We start from the raw sequence: 20345 nt of genomic DNA on the forward strand, positions 1-20345 counted from the left end.
GAAGCGATTTTTTAGTGTTTCCCGAATTCGAGATAGGTCGTTGTTTGTTTTACGTGAAGCGGAACGTCTGTCTCAGACAACGGAAGACTGAAGTAGTAGCCTTGCACGTAGTCACATGATTCCTTGAGTAACCATTCGAGTTGGGCGGATGTTTCCACACCTTCCATGAGAACTTTCATACCAAGGTTGTGACCGAGTTGAATCATCGAGCGGACGATGGCCTCTTGATTGCGGTCGGTGAACAGGTTCTCGATAAACGACCGATCGATTTTTAATACTTGCACAGGAAGTTCCCGAAGTTGGCTGAACGAAGAATAGCCGGTCCCAAAATCATCGAGAGAAATGAGGATCCCGAGCTGATGCAACTGTGTCAGTTTTTCACGAGTCGAGGCCTCATATGAAAGCATCGAGGACTCGGTCACTTCCAATTCGAGATACATCGGGTCCATCCCCGTCTCCAAAAGAATGGATTGTAGCGTATCAACAAAGTCTTCGCGCGCAAATTGGAGCGGGGAAACGTTAAGGGATAATGTAAAGGGACGTATCCCAGTTCGTTGCCAACGCACCCAAGCGCGACAACCTTCCCGAATGACCCAATGACCAATCGAATGAATTAACCCCGTGTTTTCCGCAATCGGGATGAAGTCAGATGGCGCAACCTTTCCGATTTGTGGATGTTGCCATCGAAGTAACGCTTCCGCGCCTTCTAATCGATTCCGCTTCAAATCGATTTTCGGTTGATAGACAAGTGTCAGTTCGTTTTTACTTAGTGCGGTGACGAGTGCTTTTTCTATCTCGATATTGCGCAAGAGTTGAGGTCGTGATGATTCTTCGAATAATTTGATATTATTCTCTCCATCTTGTCTGGATTCATCAGCGGCAAGACGAGAAAATTGAATAAGTTCTTCGGAAGAAGCACTATCCTTAGGGAAATGACTGATTCCCGCACTCATCGTCAATTCAAGAGTCGTGCCATCCACGTCGAAGCTGGATGAAATCGCCTTAATACATTTTTCAGCCTTTTGATGAGCGAGCGAACTGCGTTGCGCAAATAGTAAAATGACAAACTCGGATGGTCCGATTCGTGTCAATACATCGTCTGGGTGAATCGTATGTTTGAGGCGGTCAGCGACTTGAATGATCAACTCATCTGCTCCGTGATGCCCGAGAATGTCACTTAGGAAACGCCAGCGGTTTACGTCGATGTATAAACAGGCGACCGAACGTTCTTGTGAGATACATTCCTTCAAGAGGGCATCCAGTTTATGCCGATTTGGTAAGTCCGTCAATGCATCGTGAAAAGCCATATGTTCAATCAGACGCTGAGAGGCGACTGCTTCGGTCACATCTCGGATAAACCAGAGTACTTGATTGTTTGAACCATCTTGAAGTGGATAAGACGTCACTTCTAACGTACGATGATTCGTGTCAATTTGTACCGGCTGATAGAACGGCTGTTGAGCCGACAGCAAAGGATGATAATCCTGAAAAAAGGGTTCTGTCGCATGTCCCTCGAATAAGTGAGCGAACGCTTGATTTTGATATTGGATTTCACCATCGCTTGTCGTCGTCACTACAGCATCCGTTGTCGATTCTAAAATCGTCGTTTGAAAAAGGTCACGTTTTTGGATTTGTCGTTCTAACGTATACGCAATAAAGTACATCCCGAATAAGAGAAACACGATGCTCGTGACTAACCATGCGAGTAGGGTCGGATCAATCGGAACCTGCCTGGCGGGTGAAGCATCAGGAATGATAGTCGTTGCCCGCATTCCAGCAAGGTGCATACTGAAAATAGCTGTCCCCATCAGAAGGGAGAACATTAGTTTAACGGGCAAGGATGTCCGTGCCGTAGCGTAGGACGAAAAGAAACCTACCCATAAGGCGAGAAAGGAAGCGCCCCAAGCGATACCAATTGAAATCAATACCCATAAGGGATCAAAGTCCAATTGAACACCTTGGATGGCTTTCATGCCAATATAATGCATGCTGACGATTCCAAATCCCATCAAACCGGAAGATTGCAGTAAGGACATCCATGTCGTCTTGCGAGAAATCAAACCGAACGACAGGATGCACCCGACAATCGCCGGAATCATTGATCCGATAATGAGCCAAATCGAATAGGTGCTCTCATGTAAGGACGCATGACCGAGCATGGCCACAAAATGCATGGACCAGATGCCAAGACCTAGCGTGGTACCACCAAATAAAATCCAAGTACGATGAGACGTTGTCACACCTCCTGTGACCCGCTTCGCTAATTCGAGTGCCATCAAGGCTGAAACGCTGGCAATGAGAAAAGCGAGTATCATCAAAAATCCATTGTGACTTGTTGTATGCGTGCTAATCTGTTCCATAGTGTCGATACCTCATAGGGTTATTTAATCCATTCATCACTTCATTATATGCCGAACAATTATAATTACATACAAAAAGATTCAAATGCTATTCTTCCAATCAAATAACGGGTACTACATTGCTGAAGGGGTGCTGATTATGTATAAAAACAAATACATCAACTTTTTCTTATTGGTCTCATTCGGCTACTCATGGCTTATATGGGGAAGTTTGTACTGGTGGACCGATTTACCAATCATGGTCATCGTTATTTTAGGGGCGTTTGGTCCAAGCATTGCAGGGTTTCTCACGATGTATCGACTTCGGGGCGGGGAAGGGGTGACACATCTTCTTCGGAAAAGCATTCAGTTCCAGATGAGTTGGAAGGCGTATGCGATTCCTTTTTTGTTGGTTCCGTTCTTATTTCTCGTAGCGTATTGGTGGACGGATCGAAGCGGTGCCCTACTCGTTCGAGAACCGTGGTGGGTCGTCCCATACTTCTTCTATATGCTATTTCTCGGAGGGACGTTGCAGGAAGAGTATGGATGGCGCGGCTATTTGCTGGACGCCTTACAATCAAGATTCTCTCCACTTCTAGCTAGCCTGTCACTGGGGGTCCTTTGGGCGATGTGGCATATTCCGCTCTTCTTCATGGCTGGAACAGGACAGGCGAATTTGTCATTTTGGGCGTATGGCTTAGCCGTGATGGCATATACGATCATCATGACTTGGGTATACAACGGTTCGTCGCGCAATTTATGGTCGGCCTTTCTCATGCATACGATGTTCAACGTAATGTTCGTGATGGTCGGGTTCGAAGCGGAAAGTGGTTATCCAATCGGGTTTATTCATTTGACAATCATATTATGGACCGCTGCGATTTTAGTCATTTGGAAAACGTACGGTAAATTGAATTATGAGCCGCTCGAAGAAATGATTCCCTCGTACCCGAGTGTTACGCAACGAATTCGTGAGGGTAAAGAGTAAAACAAAAAAGAAAAGGGAGTGGCCGTCTTGAATTTTCGTGCACTCGAACAATCAGACGTGAAATCCTTGCAGCGCTTATTTATGGAGAGTTTGAGTGACTTGATTCGACGAGAGCGGTTTGAAGATGCCGATTTGCTCGATGAAGAAGTGGCGCGTCTGAACACGACGATTCAAGATCATTTCGATGATGACACCGTTGATCTGTACGTTGTAGAAGAGGACGGAATCCTTGTCGGAGCAGGGGCGTTATTACCTCCGAATGATATCATCTCAGGCAACATACAAATTGAGCGTGATGCGATTGAGCTAGGGAGTGTCTATGTGTCACCACGAATGCAGCGGCGAGGTGTCGGGCAATTCCTGTTAGAAGAGATGATGCGTGAAATTTCGGTTCGAGGGAAGAAGGTCTTTTATTTAGATGCCGGATTCCCGAGCGCACAAGCCTATTGGCAGAAACGATTGGGTGAGCCGTCTCATATCCTCGAACATTATTGGGGACCTGGGGCATCCCATATGATTTGGCGAGTCCATATCAAACAAGGAACTTAGCTGAGTGCTAAGTTCCTTGTTTTTAGTAATAAGATCGCATGAATTGATGAATGCCGGATGCCGTTGCTTCAGCCATTCGTTGACGATATGTCGTACTCGTTAAATGTGAGCGGTCGCTTGAATTACTGATGAATCCGTATTCGACAAGGGTAGAAGGTGAAACGTTCCGTCCGACTACGTATACATTTTGATACTTGACCCCACGGTTTTGAATCGTGGAAATCCGTGAAGCGATCTCTTTGTTGATACTTGAGCCGAGACTACGGCTAGCGGAAACGTAAGGGTTTGTCGTATAACTTTCTGACGTCGGGACGAGTACCTCGTGTCCATGTGCCGTGTTATAAACGGAAGAGTTCGCGTGAAGACTGACGAACACATCCCCTTTATAAGACTTGTTGAGTGACACACGCTGTTCAAGGGAGAGGTATGTATCGTTCGAACGAGTCAATTTAACGTTGTAGTCATAGGTGCTCGATAAGACGCCAGCTAGACGTTTCGCAATATCAAGTGCAATCACTTTCTCATAAACAGAGCCATAGACAGCGCCAGGATCGTTTCCACCATGTCCTGCGTCGATGACGACCGTTTTACCGGTTCCGTTTGTATCCGTTGGTGTCGTAACAGTCGTAGGTTTCAAGTACTCGGATGCTACATACCCGGTTTTGCCGTTGTATGTGACTTTATACCACGAGTCATAACGGCTGACATATTTGACGACCGATCCAGCTGGAATGACGGTCAAGACATCGCTCCATGAAGCGGCGCTAAGACGCATATTCAAGTTCACGGTCGTTTTATAATAAGAAAACGGAGTGACGGGAGCTGTCGTCGCCATTAAATAGTCAGAAGAAACGTAACCGGTTTTCCCATTATAGGTGACCTTATACCATGACCCGTAACGGCTCACATATTTGACAGTCGCACCCGATGGAATCGTTGTGACGATGGAACTCCATGAAGCGGCGCTGAGACGCAGGTTCAGGTTGGCAGTCGTCTTATAGTAGTCCGAAGGTGGGACTGGGTCACTCGTAGGTGTTAAATAAGCAGAAGCGACATAGCCCGTCTTTCCATTGAACGTCACTTTATACCATGACCCATAACGACTGACATACTTCACGGTCGCGTCGGCAGGGATCACGGTGACCACATCACTCCATGAAGCAGCGGTGAGGCGCATATTTAATCGGTCTGTTGTCTTATAGTAAGCAGAAGTGTTCGAGACCGAAACATATTGAGAAGCGACATAGCCTGTTTTGCCTCCATAACTGACTTTGTACCACGAACCGTATGTACTAATATACGTGACGCTTGAGCCAGATGGGATTGTCAAGAGGACTGGGCTCCAAGTAGCTGCGCTGAGGCGAAGATTTAAGTTGGCGGTAGTGGTATAGGTCGAGGCGGCTTCGGCGACAGTCGATTGAATGCCGGAAGAATCCAATTGGAACGGGACAATCGCTGTCCCGGATATTGCAAGTGAAGAACTAAGTAACAGCTTTAAACTCCATGACGGTTTTGTTTCATTCAATGTTCAAACTCCTTTACTCATTAAACTGGTGACAAGGGCGGCGTATGAGAGTGCATCTAGGTTGTCCCTGCTTATTATATAAGTAAAAAGGAAAAAATGGAGGGAAATATATAATTCATTTACCTTTTTTCTAAAATAAAAAAGACGCACGAGGCGTCTTGAGCAAATCAGTTTATACGATGCGTGGCATATCATCAACAAGTAGTTTGACTGGTTCATCTACTTTAACAATGCGTGGCATGTCGTCGACGAATAATTTAGCAGGCTCATTTACTTTAACAATGCGCGGCATGTCATCAACGAAAAGTTTAATTGGTTCATTCACTTTAACGATACGAGGCATATCGTCAACATGTAATTTGATAGGCTCATTTATTTTGACGATGCGAGGCATATCGTCCACTAATGGTCTAACAGAACTTCCTAAAAGTAAAACTGCTGTTGCGATAAATAGTACTCCTGTTACTTTTTTCATCAATAAAACCTCCATTAAACAATTATTTTATGTTTTTAAAGCAGAAAATCCTGATTATTCATCGGCTTTCAAAGAATCGAACAGTTGGTACAGTGTTTCAGATTGCTGATATATACGTGTCTCCATATCTCCTGAGTAAGCATCTGGGATGTTGGCAGGAAAAATCACTACTTTTTCAGATTCACTTTTTACAGCAGTCGCTAGAATAGAAACATTTACTTGTTGACTCAATAGCGTACTGCAAAGAGAATGTGATATCTTATCAGTTTCAGTGATTAAATTTGGTCTCCAACAAACTGATGTTTCGGGCAAGATATACAAAATATGTCCTTCTTCAAGTAATGTGATACATTGATTCGTTACAAAATCAGGATCTTGTTCAACATTAATATATTCATAATCAAGCAACTGTTTTTCATAAATTGTTTTTGTACTTCGTTTTAAAATTGAAAGAGAAAGTTCAGGTCCTAAAATGTATAACTTTTTAAATGAATGAATATGTTTTATAGACCTGGCAATCAATCGAGGTAACGATTGATAGTAATCAATTTGAAAAGCGTTTACAATAAAACCTCTAGGAGAAGATAACAACTGGGTTAGATGTTCTAACCCTGAAAAGTTATCATGATCTTCAGGAGTGTACATTGTATTTACGGTTGGAACTTGCTTTGACTTAAAATAAATTTTAGGTTTAATGTAGTCTTCGGCAAGTAAGAAACTTAGTTTTCCCATTTGTCATTTTCACCTCCGTAGTGATGATTGAAATGAAATATGCGATTTAGTAAAAATTGACTAGGTAATTTGTAGAAACTGTATTTACTAGTTCAATATTATCATGTCATCTTTGTTAAAAGGTGATGATTCGGTTGGGAAACTTTCTGTTAAAAGTGCTCTATTAGACGGGTTTTTTGAGATGAATTTCCTGAACGTATGACAAAAAGACTAATTTATTTTAAAAAAATCGACTATTTTAGTTCGAAGGGGCTACTGCTTGATATGGAATATAATTTTGGAAACTTAATCAAAGTGGAACGCATGCGAAAAAATATGAAGCAGTCTGTGCTTGCTAGAGGGATTTGTTCGATTTCATATTTAAGTAAAATTGAAAATAACCAAACAACACCTAGTGATGAAGTATTGGAATTGATTTTTGAACGGCTAGAACTAGATGTTCCACTTTATTATGATTTTAGTGAGAAAATAGATCAAACGAAGAAAGAAATTCGTGACACTTTGAAGGAAGCGTTATTATCAAGACAAGAGGAAAAATACTTTAAGCGAATTGAAAAATTCAAAACGAATCCTGTTGTTTTACAGTCAAAAGAGTTGTATGTCACATTGTTGATCACTTTGGCGCGATTTGGAATCACACCAGGTGGAAATGTTCAATATTTAATCGAAGTTGGCTGGATTAAAGATCAGTTATCGAATGATGATCGAATACGTTATGATTTGATACAGTGCATTTACATGTTCTTATATCAATCTGCTGATCGTGAAACAACTGTTAACCTATTAGAAAAAGTAGGGAAGGACATGGCGGATTCGGGTCTTCCGGACTGGGAAAAAGCAGATATGCGATATGTGATGGGCGCACTTTATCACCGATTTACGGATTATTCGCAAGCGATTGATTACGTAAAACCGGCACTCGAGTATTTCCAAGAGAATTTTTGTCTCGAACGAATCATCGAATCACACATGATTATCGGTTTGTCATTTAAACGACGTAAACGATACACCACAGCGTTAGAGCATTACGAAAAAGCAGCGAAAGTAGCGGATAAGGCAAACTTAAATGATTACTATGGAATGCTTTACAATAACATGGGAGATATCTATTTTTTAATTGGTGATCAAGAAAAAGCACAACAATACTTTCTTGATAGTTTTAATGTTAAAGAAGGTGCAAAAAGTAAACTCTATAGTGTGATGTCTTTACTCGAGGTAAATGTTGCTCAAAATGACATCGAGGGTATTATGAAGTGGTTAACAGTTGGTTATGAATTAAAAGGCAACAAAGAGGACTTAATTGAGTTTGACTTTCACTTCGATATCTATGTAAACAAGTATAAGAAATGTGATCAAAATGAGCTGATTCATAGCCTCAAAAAAGCAGTAGATTATTTTGAAGCCTACGATGAATATTACACACATAAATACGCATTATGGCTGTCTAGAGAATTACGTAGTTCAGGTAAATATAAACTTGCTACAGAATACTATGAAAAAACAATCTCAATGATGTCACGTTGGGAGTGAATGAAAAGAACTCGAGATAAGTAATGATACTTAAATCGAGTTCTTTTTTATGGTGTCGTGAAATAATGCACAGTCCACACTTGTTCTTGGACGAGGCGTTCGTCTTCTATATGACCGTTAAGGACCTGCTGTAATAGGTGAATCAAATGTTTTTGAAGATTCGCATCATGTGAACCACTATGCAAAATTTCCTCTTCGCTCGCAATAATGTAAAATCCACCAAGGCGTAATGGCACGTGCTTCCGAATCAAAGCAGCGGCAGATTGAAACTTCGCTTGCTCCCCCATGTGAGGTACGTCAATCTCAAAACGTCCCAATTGATTAAAATCTCCAATCTCTGAAAAAGGCGGGTCACGATGATCCAATGGCAAGTCCTCCGATCCTAGCAATCTCTTTATAATCAGTATATCTTGTTTTTGGCTTAAAACGTGTAAAAATAAATGGATAGGGTATCCTACATCCACGAAAATGCATCGGTTTCTTTCCTTTCTATATATTGTCAAAGGATTCCTTCCAAATTAGGCAAAAAAGAGTCAAAAATAACACGGTCGACATGACCGTGTTATTGCATGATGTGCTCTTTTGAGGTTGGTAGTTCACAGATGAATGTACTGCCCTCTCCATATATCGATTCGACATGGAGTTGACCCTCATGCGCTTTGGCAATTTCTTTACAAATTGCGAGACCGAGTCCGGTACCACCGATTTTTCGACGGTCCGAATTATCGACTCGATAAAATTTACCGAAGAGATGAGGGAGTGAGGCACTTGGTATTCCCATACCATGGTCTCTTACTTTCATCACGACCTCTTCATCTACGCGTTCGAGCGATACAAGGATATTCCCGCCATCTGGCGAATATTTGATGGCGTTACTTAATAGGTTGCCGAGCAATTGACGCATCCCTTCTAAGTCCGCATCAATAATGAAATCTTGTTCGGTATCGGTGTCGATGAACAGCTCATGTCGGTCCGTCGTTTCCTGATAAAACGCGACACTATCTGTGACGAGCTGATATAAGTCGACCGGTTCCCACTCGAACGCTTGTTTTCCAGACTCCATTTTTTGAAGATCTAAGAAATCGTTGACGAGATAGGAAAGGCGTTTCGCTTCATCGTGGATCGTCTTCAAATACAGTTCACGACGACTTTCCTTCAAATCACGTGACAGCATCAGCTCGGTAAATCCGTAAATCGAGGACAAAGGCGTCCGTAATTCATGCGAGACGGTCGAGACGAGTTCAGATTTCATCCGATCAATCTCCGTTTCGGCCGTGACGTCACGTAAGACGAGCATCGTTCCACGAAGTCTGCGGTCCCGATAGACGCTTTCAGCATAAAGTTGAATGAAGCAATCGCCTTGGTCGATTGAAATCGTCAGTCCGTCTTCCGGCGGGTCTTGTGTGAAGACGCGCTCGAAGTATCGGACAAACTGTTCATGCTGATCGACCCGTTCCGCCAGCTGTTCGATATCGATATCGATGGCAGAGAGTTCTTCGTATCCTTTGTAGTCGAAGTGTAAATCATCAAACATGCGGATGAAGGCGCGATTGCCGACGACCGTATCATCTTCATAGTTCACATACAAAATGGCTTCCCGTACAGAGTTGATGAGTTGCGCTGTTTCTTTTCGATCCTGCTGCATCTGACGATAAAGCTGCATGCGGAGAAGTGAGATGGCGAGTTGGCTTGCGAATGCGTTCAACTCCGATTTTTCACTGGCATCGTACTGTTCGTCGTAACGAGCCAAGTAAAGACAGCCAATCAGACTATTATCCGATGGGTCCATGATAGGAATGACCGTCTCATAGATATAATATGGATACGTGTGTAACGCATCGACGACCCGCTTAGAAGTGGCGGCCGGTAACTTTGAAATCATGACTCGTTTAAGCAAAAGGGAATCTTTCTTTAGACTTTCTTGTTGATCTTCGGTCATCTCTTTCGGTACGACAGACGTGATTTCTCCGTCTTTGGTGAGTAAGAGGGCACCGAACTCAGATTTTGTAAGCAACACAATCTTTTCAATGACAGAAGAGTAATCGAATAGTGATTCTTTCGAGGCCAATACTTCAATCAACTCATTGCGATATTGAAGATTGATTTCGTTTAATTTCGATTCGTTCAATACGTTTTCGAGCTTTTCTTTCTTCGCTTTCAGTCTGCTGTTCTGGTCGGCCATCCGTTTGATGAGCGGGCGTCCGATTAATAAGATGGCACTGATGAACATGACGAGCCCAATCATCCAAATCCATCGGAGAGCAGTGAGTTCGAGAGTGGAGACATTCCCATCTCGAACGAACCAGGCCCCAATCAAGGTCAAAACCAGACTGAATCCACAGACACTATATAAAATACTGAGTATTTGACGACTGTTCAATTGTTCAATCCACTTGCTGATCATTCGTTCTACTTCCTTCCTTGAACATAAAAAACGATAGGTCATCTTTTCCTTGCCCTGAATTCTATGAGACCGGGAAGGGAAAATGAAACAATTTGCTTATACGAAGTGTTTAAAATCATATACACATAATGCGATTTACCCAAAATACATGAAATGTACACGTGTCAACCTGCTTTGCGTTGACATTGTCTGATGAAGTGATTATTTTGAAGTTAAGATAAAAAGGAGTGTGAGTCTATGCTATCGATTGAACCTTCTGCTTTGACTGAACGAGACACATATAAATTTTTGATTGGCAGTATTGTTCCAAGACCGATTGCGTTTGTCACAACACAACATGGGGACGTGATTAATGCCGCCCCGTTTAGCTACTTCAATGTAGTCGCATCCAATCCTCCGCTCGTCTCTGTCTCGGTTCAACGAAAAGATGGCGTGATGAAAGACACGGCGCGTAACGCACTCCGTACGAATGAACTGGTGATTCATGTCGTAGATGAGACGAACGTCATCAACGTGAACGAAACGGCCGCCAACCTTGCGTCAGATGAGAGTGAGCTATCTCGTACGGACTTTACGCTTCAACCGAGTGATGTGATTTCAACGCCAGGGGTCAAAGAAGCGAAAATCCGTTTTGAATGTGTGCTCCATCATCACTTGCCGATTGAACATGACGGAAAAACGACTGCCGATCTATTGATTGCACGAATTGTCCGTTTTCATATTGATCGAGAGTTATACAGTCAAGGACGCATCGATGCCAAACGGCTAGCGCCTGTCAGTCGGATGGCGGGCAATAGTTATGCGACCCTTGGGGAACTATTTGATGTGAAGCGCCCAGAATAATCGATAAACGTGCCCGTTTTTTCTAAAGAACGGACACGTTTTTTGGGTAAAGAAATAGGAAGCGCATTTGGGTGCGGTATTTCTTTCTTTCCGATACTCGCTTGTGTCACAATAAAGTCAGAACATTCTAACTTTCAGTCATCCTAGACCAGAGAAAAAAGGGGAGTCCGTCATGTACCGTCCAACTGTCCAATCGATTATTACCGCTATTGAAACCGTGATTGTCGGAAAAGAAGAAGTCATCGCAAAAAGTCTCACTGCCTTGCTAGCAGGTGGGCATGTATTACTTGAAGACGTACCAGGAGTGGGGAAAACGATGCTCGTTCGTACGTTCAGTCGAGCGATTGACTTAGATTTTAAGCGCATTCAATTCACGCCGGACATGCTGCCATCCGACTTGACCGGGATTTCGATGTATAACCAAAAAACGAGAGAATTTGAATATCGACCAGGTCCGCTCATGGGTAACATCATTTTAGCGGATGAAATCAACCGGACCTCACCGAAAACGCAATCGGCTCTTCTCGAGGCAATGGCTGAGCGAAGTGTGACAGTGGACGGGGAGTTGAAAGTGTTACCGTCACCTTTCTTCGTCATGGCGACACAAAACCCGATTGAGCATGAAGGGACGTATCCGTTACCGGAAGCACAGTTGGATCGCTTCTTACTTAAAATCGAGATGGGCTATCCGACGTTCAATGAAGAGATTGCGTTGTTGTCACGTTTTGAAAAAGAAGAGCCGCTCGAGGCGCTTCAGAGCGTGATCACGAAGCAAGAAGTCGAACTGATGCAACGTGAAGTGAGAGACGTACATGTGTCGAGTGCGGTCAAGCAGTACATCGTGCGACTGGTACATGAGTCGCGAAAAGATCCGCATACGTATTTAGGCGGGAGTCCGCGAGCCACACTTGCGTTGATGAAAGCAGCACAGGCATGGGCGTATATCCATAATCGTGATTTCGTCTTGCCGGATGATGTGAAGGCGATGGCGACGAGCGTGCTCGGACATCGCGTCCTTTTGACAGCGGAAGCGCGATATAAAGGAAAGTCACCAAATCAGTTGATTCAAGATTGGCTGGATACGTTACCTGTCCCGATGGATCGTGAGGTCAATGAAGTATGAAAAACTGGATGAAGCTGTTCGTTGTATGGGCGGCGGCATTCGGATTGTATGCATTTGCCCGCATCGAAGGCAGTATCGTCGCCTCAACATTATGGTGGTCGTTCGTCGTGTTGACCGTCTACTGGACGCTCTTTATGATTTATCCGGTCACGGCGGCAAACGTATTGCGTCGTGTGACGACGAAGCGACTTGTCTCTGGACAAACGATGGACGTCGAGTTACGAATTGAACGGAAGTATCCCTTCTTAATTGGGATGGTCACGTTAGAGGAACGATTGCCACAACGTTTGACGGATGAAGACAAGACGATTGTCGTTCCGGTTGACCGTTTTTTCCGGCAGGCAGAAGTCGTCCAGTATGAGGTCGGGGCGATCAAGCGTGGGATTCATGTCTTTGACCGCACCGTGCTCCATGTACGCGATGTGTTCGGTTTGTTCGACCGGAAGCGGACGTTGCGACTCGAAACGGTCGTCGAGGTGTCGCCTGCCGAATTGCCGTTTGATTTACCTCGAGACGAACATGTCGGCGGTCGTGGGGAACAATATCGTCAAATGCGGACGTATACCGAAGTGGCCAATACGACCAGCGGAGTTCGGGAGTATGCGGCAGGGGACCGAATCGGACGGATTGATTGGAAGGCATCCGCACGTCGAGGGAACTTGATGACCAAGACGTTTGACCAGGAACAAGAGAAGAAGCTCTCACTCGTATTCGTGCCTGCCGTCTCTGCCGGGTATGAAGAGGCGTTTGAACGTTCCCTTTCCTTACTCGTTGGGGCGATTCGTCAGTTAGAACGAAAAAATCTGCCGTTTGAACTTTACGTCATCGAAGAGCAGGTGCGACTGTTCCATCTTCCCGACCAGAGTGCGGAAGTCGGCCATTACTTGTTGACCGCCACGCCAGAAGCCGAGGGGCGTCTCGTCGAACGAGTGAAGCAAAATCTGCCTCAACAAACTGGAGATTTGATTTTGATCAGTCCGTTTGAAACGACGTCCATTCGAGAGTTGATGCACGAGACACAAGGTAGCTATCATCTCTACACGGCAGTAAATGAGGTGACGGTATGAAGACATGGGTAACCCGAATCGTCTATACGGCGCTTGCCGCCTATTTGTTGTCGTTCTGGATTGAGCCGATTGTCGGAAGTACGACGTTCGATGTGACGTGGCCGTTTTACTTCCTGCTTATCGTGCCGATGTTTGCCAGTCTTCTGCCGTGGGCTGCTTTCCTTGGGATCTCGCTTCTTCATTTCCTCGTCATCTTGTATGTCCATCATGGCAGTATTCTGGACTGGTTTGGGCTATGGATGGAAGATTTGATGGGTGTCATGAGCGGTGAGCTGCCGAATGAAGCAATTTTCTTCTCTGCCATGGCGCTGATTGGCTTGCTGTTCGCCGTGCTCGTCGGACGAACCTATCCGAGTTACAGTTTTGCACTTGGGATGATTGTCTCGACACTTGGGGTTATGGCTTATTTTGATACGTGGACGTTGTATGACGGGGAAGGCAATATCCTGTATGCCATCGTCACATCGCTCCTCTTATTATTTGTCACCGATTTGGCGAAACGACCGAGTCAATCGCTCGTCCGATTCGTCAGTATCGGACTACTCCTCAGTGTCGTCGTGGCTCTCGCAAACGCTTCGCCAACGCTTGAAGGCGATTGGTCTGACCGGATCACTACGAGTTTCCGGAATGCGACGACGGAAGGAGATGGGAGTGGCCCAGGCCGAGTTGGGTATGGAGTGAACGACGAATCGCTAGGTGGTCCGTTTGAACAGGACGACGGCATCGTCTTCATCGCTCGCGGCGTGCCGGCCCGCTATTGGCGCATCGAATCCAAGGCGATTTATACGGGGAAAGGTTGGGTTGAGGCACCGGTCCTTGACTCGAACTACAATCGTGGTCAGTTGGTGGACTCGGAAGTGGATACGACACCGGAACAGGCATTATTACGTTTTGAGCGCCGACAACCGTTCGTTCCTTATGGTGGAGAATATCCGCAAGCCATCGAAACGGAGTCCGGTACCGAATTTCGAGTTGGTGACATCGAGCGGGCGTTCCCGAACGAGACGATTACGATGCAACCGTCCGGAAAGATTGTATTTGAAAATGAGGAACAATCGACTCCGCGGACGATCCAACTTCGTTATAGTGTCCCGGCTTTCTCTGAAGAACAGCTTGCATTAAATGAAGAAATCACGTCGCTCACGGAAGAAGAGCAACAGGTCTATTTACAGCTACCGGAATCGTTGCCAGAGCGTGTACGAAATTTAGCCGCTGACATTACGGCGGAGAGTGAGACACCGAACGAGAAGGCGGAAGCGGTAGAAGCGTATTTCCGAAATGGAGAATTTCAATACGATACCGAAAATGTGGCACAACCGGAGGGGGACACGGATTATGTTGACCAGTTCCTGTTCGACACACAAATCGGGTATTGCGATAACTTCTCGACGTCAGCTGCCGTGTTGTTGCGTGCGAACGGCATACCGACGCGTTGGGTAAAAGGGTTTACGATGGGTGACACACGAGGGGTCGTTCAAGGTGAAGAAGAATATACGATTCGAAATCGTCACGCCCACTCGTGGGTCGAGTATTTCATTGAAGGCGCGGGCTGGGTTCCGTTAGAAGCGACAATCAGTTTCTCGGACGCCAACTTATTGCAGATGGAACGAGAAACGGATACGGAAGATACGACACCGGCTGCGAACGATCCCCAAGCAAATCAAGACAACGATACGCAAAACCGTCCGCAAGAAGATTTGTTGATCGATGATGTGACGACAGGTGATGTTCAAGAGGAGGCGCGCAACATGCCCGTGTGGGGATGGATTGTCATTCTCTTCCTCGTGGTGATCCTCGTTTGGAATCGTAAAATCATCGCGCGTCAAATCATGTATGTCTGGTGGATGAGTCGTCCGCTCACGGATGGGCGTCTCGTCTCGATGCACCGCTATTTGATGAAACGACTGCGTGCGAACGGATTTAAAATTGATGGACGTACGCCGTCAGAACTCGCTAAAGAGGTCGATGCCTACTATGAAACGAATGATATGACCCGTCTGACGGCTTTGTTTGAGCAAGTTGTTTACGCAGAACAAGAGCCAAATTCAAAATATAAAGAATATTGGAAAATCATGATTCGTCGAATTATGAGTTGAAGTGATGAGATGCATCAAGTAAGATAGACGCATTAGTTAGATAATTGAACATGGCATTCCTTCGTATATACTCGTGAATTGGCGCGAGAGTCTCTACCGGACCACCGTAAATGGACCGACTATGAAGGAGCACGTTTCGTATACAAAGAAAAGGGCGTGCTTCTTCTTCGGTTTGGGTTGATCTGGGGGAGGGGCGTGTCCTTTTTTTGAGGAGAAGGCAGAAAGGTGGAGATTTCGTGAAAGTAGAACAAGAAATGATTTTGGTGCTTGATTTTGGTGGTCAGTATAACCAGTTGATCACACGTCGTGTCCGTGATCTTGGCGTATACAGCGAGTTGCATTCACATAAGATGACGGCAGCGGAGATTCGCGAATTGAACCCGATCGGCATCATCTTCTCGGGTGGACCGAACAGCGTATACGCGGAAGGTGCATATCGTTGTGATCCAGAGATCTTTGAACTGGGTATTCCAATCTTCGGGATCTGCTACGGGATGCAACTCATGACACATCACTTCGGTGGTCGTGTGGAACGTGCCGCTCATCGTGAATACGGAAAAGCGACATTGTTCTCAACGCCGGAAGCATCAGCGATTTATAACGGGCTTCCAGTCGAACATACAGTATGGATGAGCCACGGTGACCTCGTCATGGAAGCACCGGAAGGATTTATCGTCGATGGAACGAACCCGTCTTGCCCGGTCGCTTCAATCAAAAACGATGAGTTGAAAATGTACGGTGTCCAATACCATCCAGAGGTTCGTCACTCGGAGTATGGAAACGACATCTTGAAAAACTTCATCTATGAAGTATGTGGTGCCAAAGGCGAATGGTCGATGGAAAACTTTATCGACCTCGAAGTGGAGAAAATCCGTGAAATCGTTGGCGATAAGCAAGTTCTTTGTGCGCTTTCGGGCGGTGTCGACTCTTCTGTCGTGGCCGCACTCGTTCATCGCGCAATCGGTGACCAGTTGACGTGTATGTTTGTAGACCATGGTCTCCTTCGTAAAGGGGAAGCGGATAGCGTCATGAAGACGTTCGCGGACGGATTCAACATGAAGGTCATTAAAATCGATGCACAAGAACGTTTCTTGACGAAACTGGCTGGTGTCTCGGACCCTGAGCAAAAACGTAAGATCATCGGAAACGAGTTCATCTACGTATTTGATGAAGAAGCATCGAAACTCGTCGATATGGACTTCCTCGCACAGGGGACGCTCTACACAGACATCATCGAGAGTGGGACAGACACAGCACAAACAATCAAATCACACCATAACGTCGGTGGATTGCCAGAAGATATGAACTTCACGTTGATCGAACCGCTCAACACGCTCTTTAAAGACGAGGTCCGTGCACTCGGTACAGAACTCGGTCTTCCTGACTATATCGTTTGGCGCCAACCGTTCCCAGGTCCAGGCCTTGGAATTCGTGTCCTCGGTGAAATCACGGAAGAGAAGTTAGAGATCGTGCGTGAATCCGATGCGATTCTACGTGAAGAAGTGAAGAAAGCTGGACTTGAACGCGACATCTGGCAATACTTCACGGTGCTCACGCCGATTCGCTCGGTCGGAGTCATGGGTGACGAGCGTACGTACGACTATGCTGTCGGTGTCCGTGCGGTCACTTCAATCGATGGCATGACGTCCGATTGGGCACGTATTCCATGGGATGTGCTTGAGAAGATCTCTGTCCGGATTGTAAACGAAGTCAGCCACGTTAACCGTGTGCTGTATGACATTACGTCTAAGCCACCTGCAACAATTGAATGGGAATAAGCTGAACAGAGGGGATATCCCCTCTGTTTTGTCTTAAAACCGAACATTCACGTTTTTTATCGATGTAAAATCCGTGAATTTAGTTGACATTCTATTTTCACGCTGATACGATAAGAACGTTCTTATTATAACCGAACAATTATAAAATATTTTGCCGTATAATGTCGGGGATATGGCCCGAGAGTCTCTACGAAATCACCTTAAATGATTTCACTACGGCGAGACATAGATGAGGGTGTATGCCCTCGTATGTTTCGCGTGGGGTCCTCGGTCATTTGCCGGGGACCTTTTCTCGTTTTACGGCGAGCACAAGGAGGAAAACAAATGAGCACACAGCTCAAGCAAGAACAGCAACAACCATCAACAACGAGTCGGATCGATCGTTACTTCCAACTCACAGCACTCGGTACGAGTGTCCGCACGGAACTGATCGCAGGATTTACAACTTTCCTCGCGATGGCGTACATTCTTTTCGTTAACCCGAACATTCTTGGGGCAGCGGGTATGGACACAGGAGCGGTCTTCGTGGCGACAGGTCTTGTTGCAGTCGTCGGTTCATTGACGATGGGACTTCTCGCGAACTACCCGATTGCGATTGCGCCAGGTATGGGCCTTAACGCGTTCTTCGCATATAGCGTCGTCATCGGGATGGGTATTTCTTGGCAAACGGCTTTGTCAGGTGTACTCGTATCAGGTCTCTTCTTTATCGCATTGACGTTATCAGGAATTCGCGAAACGATTGTCAACGCGATTCCGGCTCCGCTCAAAATGGCGGTTGCTGCAGGGATTGGTTTCTTCATCGCGTTCATCGGTTTGAAAAACGCAGGCATCGTTGTCGCGAATGAAGCAACACTTGTTAGTCTTGGTTCGCTCGGAACGGGCACAACGCTTCTCGCGGTATTCGGTCTTGTGGTCAGTGCCTTGCTCATGGCGCGCGATGTAAAAGGTGGTATTTTCATCGGGATGTTGTTGACGGCGATTGTCGGAATGATCTTCGGTCTCGTGCCAACTCCGACAGCCATTTCAGATGTCGTGTCGATGCCGCCGAGTATGTCATCTACATTCGGTCAAGCCATCATCAACTTCGGTGACGTCTTCACGCTTCAAATGCTCGTTGTCATCTTGACGTTCTTCTTCATCGATTTCTTTGATACAGCAGGAACGCTCGTCGCGGTAGCGCGTCAAGCTGGGATCATGAAAGAGAACAAAGTACCACGTGCGAGTAAGGCGTTGTTAGCTGACTCGACAGCGACGGTGGCAGGTGCAATCTTCGGAACATCTACAGCGACTTCATACGTTGAATCGTCAGCAGGTGTCGCTGCTGGTGGACGCACAGGGTTAACAGCTGTCTTCGCAGGATTATTCTTCGGGTTAGCATTGTTCTTCTCGCCATTATTGGCAGTCGTGACGGCGCCAGTCACGGCTCCGGCACTCATCATCGTTGGAGTGCTCATGGCTTCGGCACTTCTCGATATCGATTGGAAAAAGATCGAGATTGCAGTCCCGGCCTTCTTGACGATTATCATGATGCCATTGACGTCATCAATCGCTACAGGAATCGGACTTGGGTTTATCCTTTATCCACTCATGATGATTGCAAAAGGGAAGACGAAAGAGATTCATCCGATCATGTACGGGATGTTGATCATCTTCTTGGCATACTTCATGTTCTTGCCACACGCATAAGTTCATTTGAAAAGCCGGCTCTGCTATTACGAGTCGGCTTTTTTGTATGCAGTATTTTCAGGAAGGAATGGGTCGTACATCGTCATCGCGTGATTTTCTGTGATGAACTCGTTTCGAAGATGTGTGCCATTCATTGAAGTGACTTCTCTAAATATCTGGTTATGTCGGATCGTCCCACCCCACCATTCACGGGTGAAATGATGGTTTTCTTCATATATACGATACTGTTCTTTATTCGGGATGTTCGAGCGCCATTCCCCGACGAGATGATCTCCCTCTATATATAGAAGGAGTTGATACGTTTGCGCCGTTTGGTTTGTGATTTGTAAGTCGAGATAATTATAAGAACATGTCGCACCACTCCCGAAAGGTTGGTCCCGTCGGTAATCTGGGAACACGTCGTAGCTGTGACGATAACGTTCGGTTACGGTCAATGGGCTATGTAAGGTGATCCAATAGATTAGATTGGACAGTTGGCATAGACCACCACCGATTCCTGAAGTGACTTTTCCGTAATGGAGAATCATTCCGTCGACGTATCCTTTACGTTTCGTCGGCTTGCCGATCATCTTCCAATAGGAGAGGACGTCGTTCGGAGTCAGGATAGAGCCGTTCAGTTTGGTGATTGCAATCTTCAGATTGATAACCTTGTTATGTTGAACTTCCATGTCGACATCTCGGAGTTGGCGATATAGAGGAGTGCGGTGTGTATGGATCAGATATGGCATCGGGTCAGGATTTCGCTTTGAAACATATTTTCGTTTATCCGTCATCCATTCAAGTCGTCTCTTTAACGTATATACTTGGGTACCGGACCATATTCTGAGCGGTGAACGTTTCTTAGGCCGCTGTAAATCAGATTGCATCATGAAGGGCTCCTTAAAGGTTTATAGTCGTTATTAGATATAGCTGTATTCTTTAGAGTGATTTATTCTTCCTTCAAGGAGTTGGGATTCGAACTTTGGATGATGTAGAAAAAGATTTAAAAGTTTTTTTAGGATAATGCTTGCAAGATCAAAAAGCAGGTGATATAGTTATCTCTGTTGCCAGCGACAAACGTTGAACAAACGAAAAAGTTGTTGACATCAAAATGAATTAAATGTTATTATCATTTAGTCGCCAAGAGCGGCAGACGAACTTTGAAAACTGAACGATGAGGCAAAAATAAGTTTTACCATTTTTGAATGAAGCGCAAGCTTCGTCAATTTAA

Annotated in this window: 16 protein-coding genes and 2 riboswitches; of the genes, 9 read left to right on the forward strand and 7 right to left on the reverse strand. The window is 45.4% G+C overall.

Going from position 1 to position 20345, the window contains the following annotated elements; translation table 11 throughout:
• Positions 1-11: 11 nt before the first annotated feature.
• On the reverse strand, positions 12-2360 hold the full coding sequence (locus KNO73_RS13790; RefSeq protein WP_214685745.1) for a bifunctional diguanylate cyclase/phosphodiesterase: 2349 nt from the start codon (positions 2358-2360) through the stop codon (positions 12-14).
• Positions 2361-2499: 139 nt separating this feature from the next.
• Between KNO73_RS13790 and KNO73_RS13795 the strand changes: the two genes are divergently transcribed.
• Both KNO73_RS13795 and KNO73_RS13800 read left to right on the forward strand, forming a co-directional pair.
• Positions 2500-3327, forward strand: coding sequence for a CPBP family intramembrane glutamic endopeptidase (locus KNO73_RS13795; protein ID WP_251025012.1), 828 nt, complete (start codon positions 2500-2502; stop codon positions 3325-3327).
• Positions 3328-3345: 18 nt separating this feature from the next.
• Complete coding sequence (locus KNO73_RS13800; RefSeq protein WP_353047989.1) at positions 3346-3876, forward strand: GNAT family N-acetyltransferase; 531 nt, start codon at positions 3346-3348, stop codon at positions 3874-3876.
• A gap of 22 nt (positions 3877-3898) precedes the next feature.
• On the opposite strand, the gene KNO73_RS13805 is transcribed toward KNO73_RS13800, so the two are convergent.
• The 3 genes from KNO73_RS13805 to KNO73_RS13815 all read right to left on the reverse strand — a co-directional run bounded on the left by KNO73_RS13805 (position 3899) and on the right by KNO73_RS13815 (position 6608).
• Positions 3899-5401: an N-acetylmuramoyl-L-alanine amidase family protein gene (locus KNO73_RS13805; RefSeq protein WP_214685751.1), complete on the reverse strand. Its 1503-nt coding sequence runs from the start codon at positions 5399-5401 to the stop codon at positions 3899-3901.
• A gap of 172 nt (positions 5402-5573) precedes the next feature.
• Entirely contained in the window at positions 5574-5876 is a 303-nt protein-coding gene (locus tag KNO73_RS13810) for a hypothetical protein (protein WP_015880690.1), read from the reverse strand.
• Positions 5877-5930: 54 nt separating this feature from the next.
• Positions 5931-6608 carry a hypothetical protein gene (locus KNO73_RS13815; RefSeq protein ID WP_214685753.1) on the reverse strand — a complete coding sequence of 226 codons (678 nt, stop codon included), beginning with the start codon at positions 6606-6608 and terminating at the stop codon, positions 5931-5933.
• Positions 6609-6872: 264 nt separating this feature from the next.
• On the opposite strand from KNO73_RS13815, the gene KNO73_RS13820 reads away from it, so the two are divergent.
• On the forward strand, positions 6873-8138 hold the full coding sequence (locus KNO73_RS13820; protein WP_214685755.1) for a tetratricopeptide repeat protein: 1266 nt from the start codon (positions 6873-6875) through the stop codon (positions 8136-8138).
• Positions 8139-8185: 47 nt separating this feature from the next.
• Here KNO73_RS13820 and KNO73_RS13825 read toward each other — a convergent pair whose 3' ends face one another.
• Both KNO73_RS13825 and KNO73_RS13830 read right to left on the reverse strand, forming a co-directional pair.
• Positions 8186-8503: a hypothetical protein gene (locus KNO73_RS13825; protein ID WP_078146244.1), complete on the reverse strand. Its 318-nt coding sequence runs from the start codon at positions 8501-8503 to the stop codon at positions 8186-8188.
• 197 nt (positions 8504-8700) lie between these two features.
• A complete protein-coding gene (locus tag KNO73_RS13830; protein ID WP_078146245.1) occupies positions 8701-10542 on the reverse strand; it encodes an ATP-binding protein in 1842 nt (613 codons plus the stop codon).
• Between the two features lie 237 nt (positions 10543-10779).
• Between KNO73_RS13830 and KNO73_RS13835 the strand changes: the two genes are divergently transcribed.
• From KNO73_RS13835 to KNO73_RS13860, 6 genes are all read left to right on the forward strand, one after another.
• On the forward strand, positions 10780-11385 hold the full coding sequence (locus tag KNO73_RS13835) for a flavin reductase family protein (RefSeq protein ID WP_078146246.1): 606 nt from the start codon (positions 10780-10782) through the stop codon (positions 11383-11385).
• Positions 11386-11557: 172 nt separating this feature from the next.
• Positions 11558-12508 carry an AAA family ATPase gene (locus KNO73_RS13840; protein ID WP_214685761.1) on the forward strand — a complete coding sequence of 317 codons (951 nt, stop codon included), beginning with the start codon at positions 11558-11560 and terminating at the stop codon, positions 12506-12508.
• Positions 12505-13575 (forward strand): DUF58 domain-containing protein, encoded by a 1071-nt coding sequence (locus KNO73_RS13845; protein ID WP_214689419.1) that lies wholly within the window; start codon positions 12505-12507, stop codon positions 13573-13575. The genes KNO73_RS13840 and KNO73_RS13845 overlap by 4 nt, the downstream gene beginning before the upstream one ends.
• On the forward strand, positions 13572-15671 hold the full coding sequence (locus tag KNO73_RS13850; RefSeq protein ID WP_215112651.1) for a transglutaminase-like domain-containing protein: 2100 nt from the start codon (positions 13572-13574) through the stop codon (positions 15669-15671). Before KNO73_RS13845 ends, KNO73_RS13850 begins: the two co-directional genes overlap by 4 nt.
• A 41-nt stretch (positions 15672-15712) precedes the next feature.
• Positions 15713-15813: riboswitch (purine riboswitch) on the forward strand.
• 112 nt (positions 15814-15925) lie between these two features.
• On the forward strand, positions 15926-17449 hold the full coding sequence (gene guaA, locus KNO73_RS13855; protein ID WP_031424658.1) for a glutamine-hydrolyzing GMP synthase: 1524 nt from the start codon (positions 15926-15928) through the stop codon (positions 17447-17449).
• A 134-nt stretch (positions 17450-17583) separates the two neighbouring features.
• Positions 17584-17685, forward strand: a riboswitch (purine riboswitch).
• An 88-nt stretch (positions 17686-17773) separates the two neighbouring features.
• Positions 17774-19135: an NCS2 family permease gene (locus KNO73_RS13860; protein WP_251025013.1), complete on the forward strand. Its 1362-nt coding sequence runs from the start codon at positions 17774-17776 to the stop codon at positions 19133-19135.
• 26 nt (positions 19136-19161) lie between these two features.
• Here KNO73_RS13860 and KNO73_RS13865 read toward each other — a convergent pair whose 3' ends face one another.
• Entirely contained in the window at positions 19162-20004 is an 843-nt protein-coding gene (locus KNO73_RS13865; protein ID WP_215112652.1) for a VanW family protein, read from the reverse strand.
• Positions 20005-20345 lie beyond the last annotated feature (341 nt).

This window comes from Exiguobacterium sp. s83, from assembly GCF_018617095.1.
In the GTDB taxonomy this organism is placed as follows: domain Bacteria; phylum Bacillota; class Bacilli; order Exiguobacteriales; family Exiguobacteriaceae; genus Exiguobacterium; species Exiguobacterium profundum.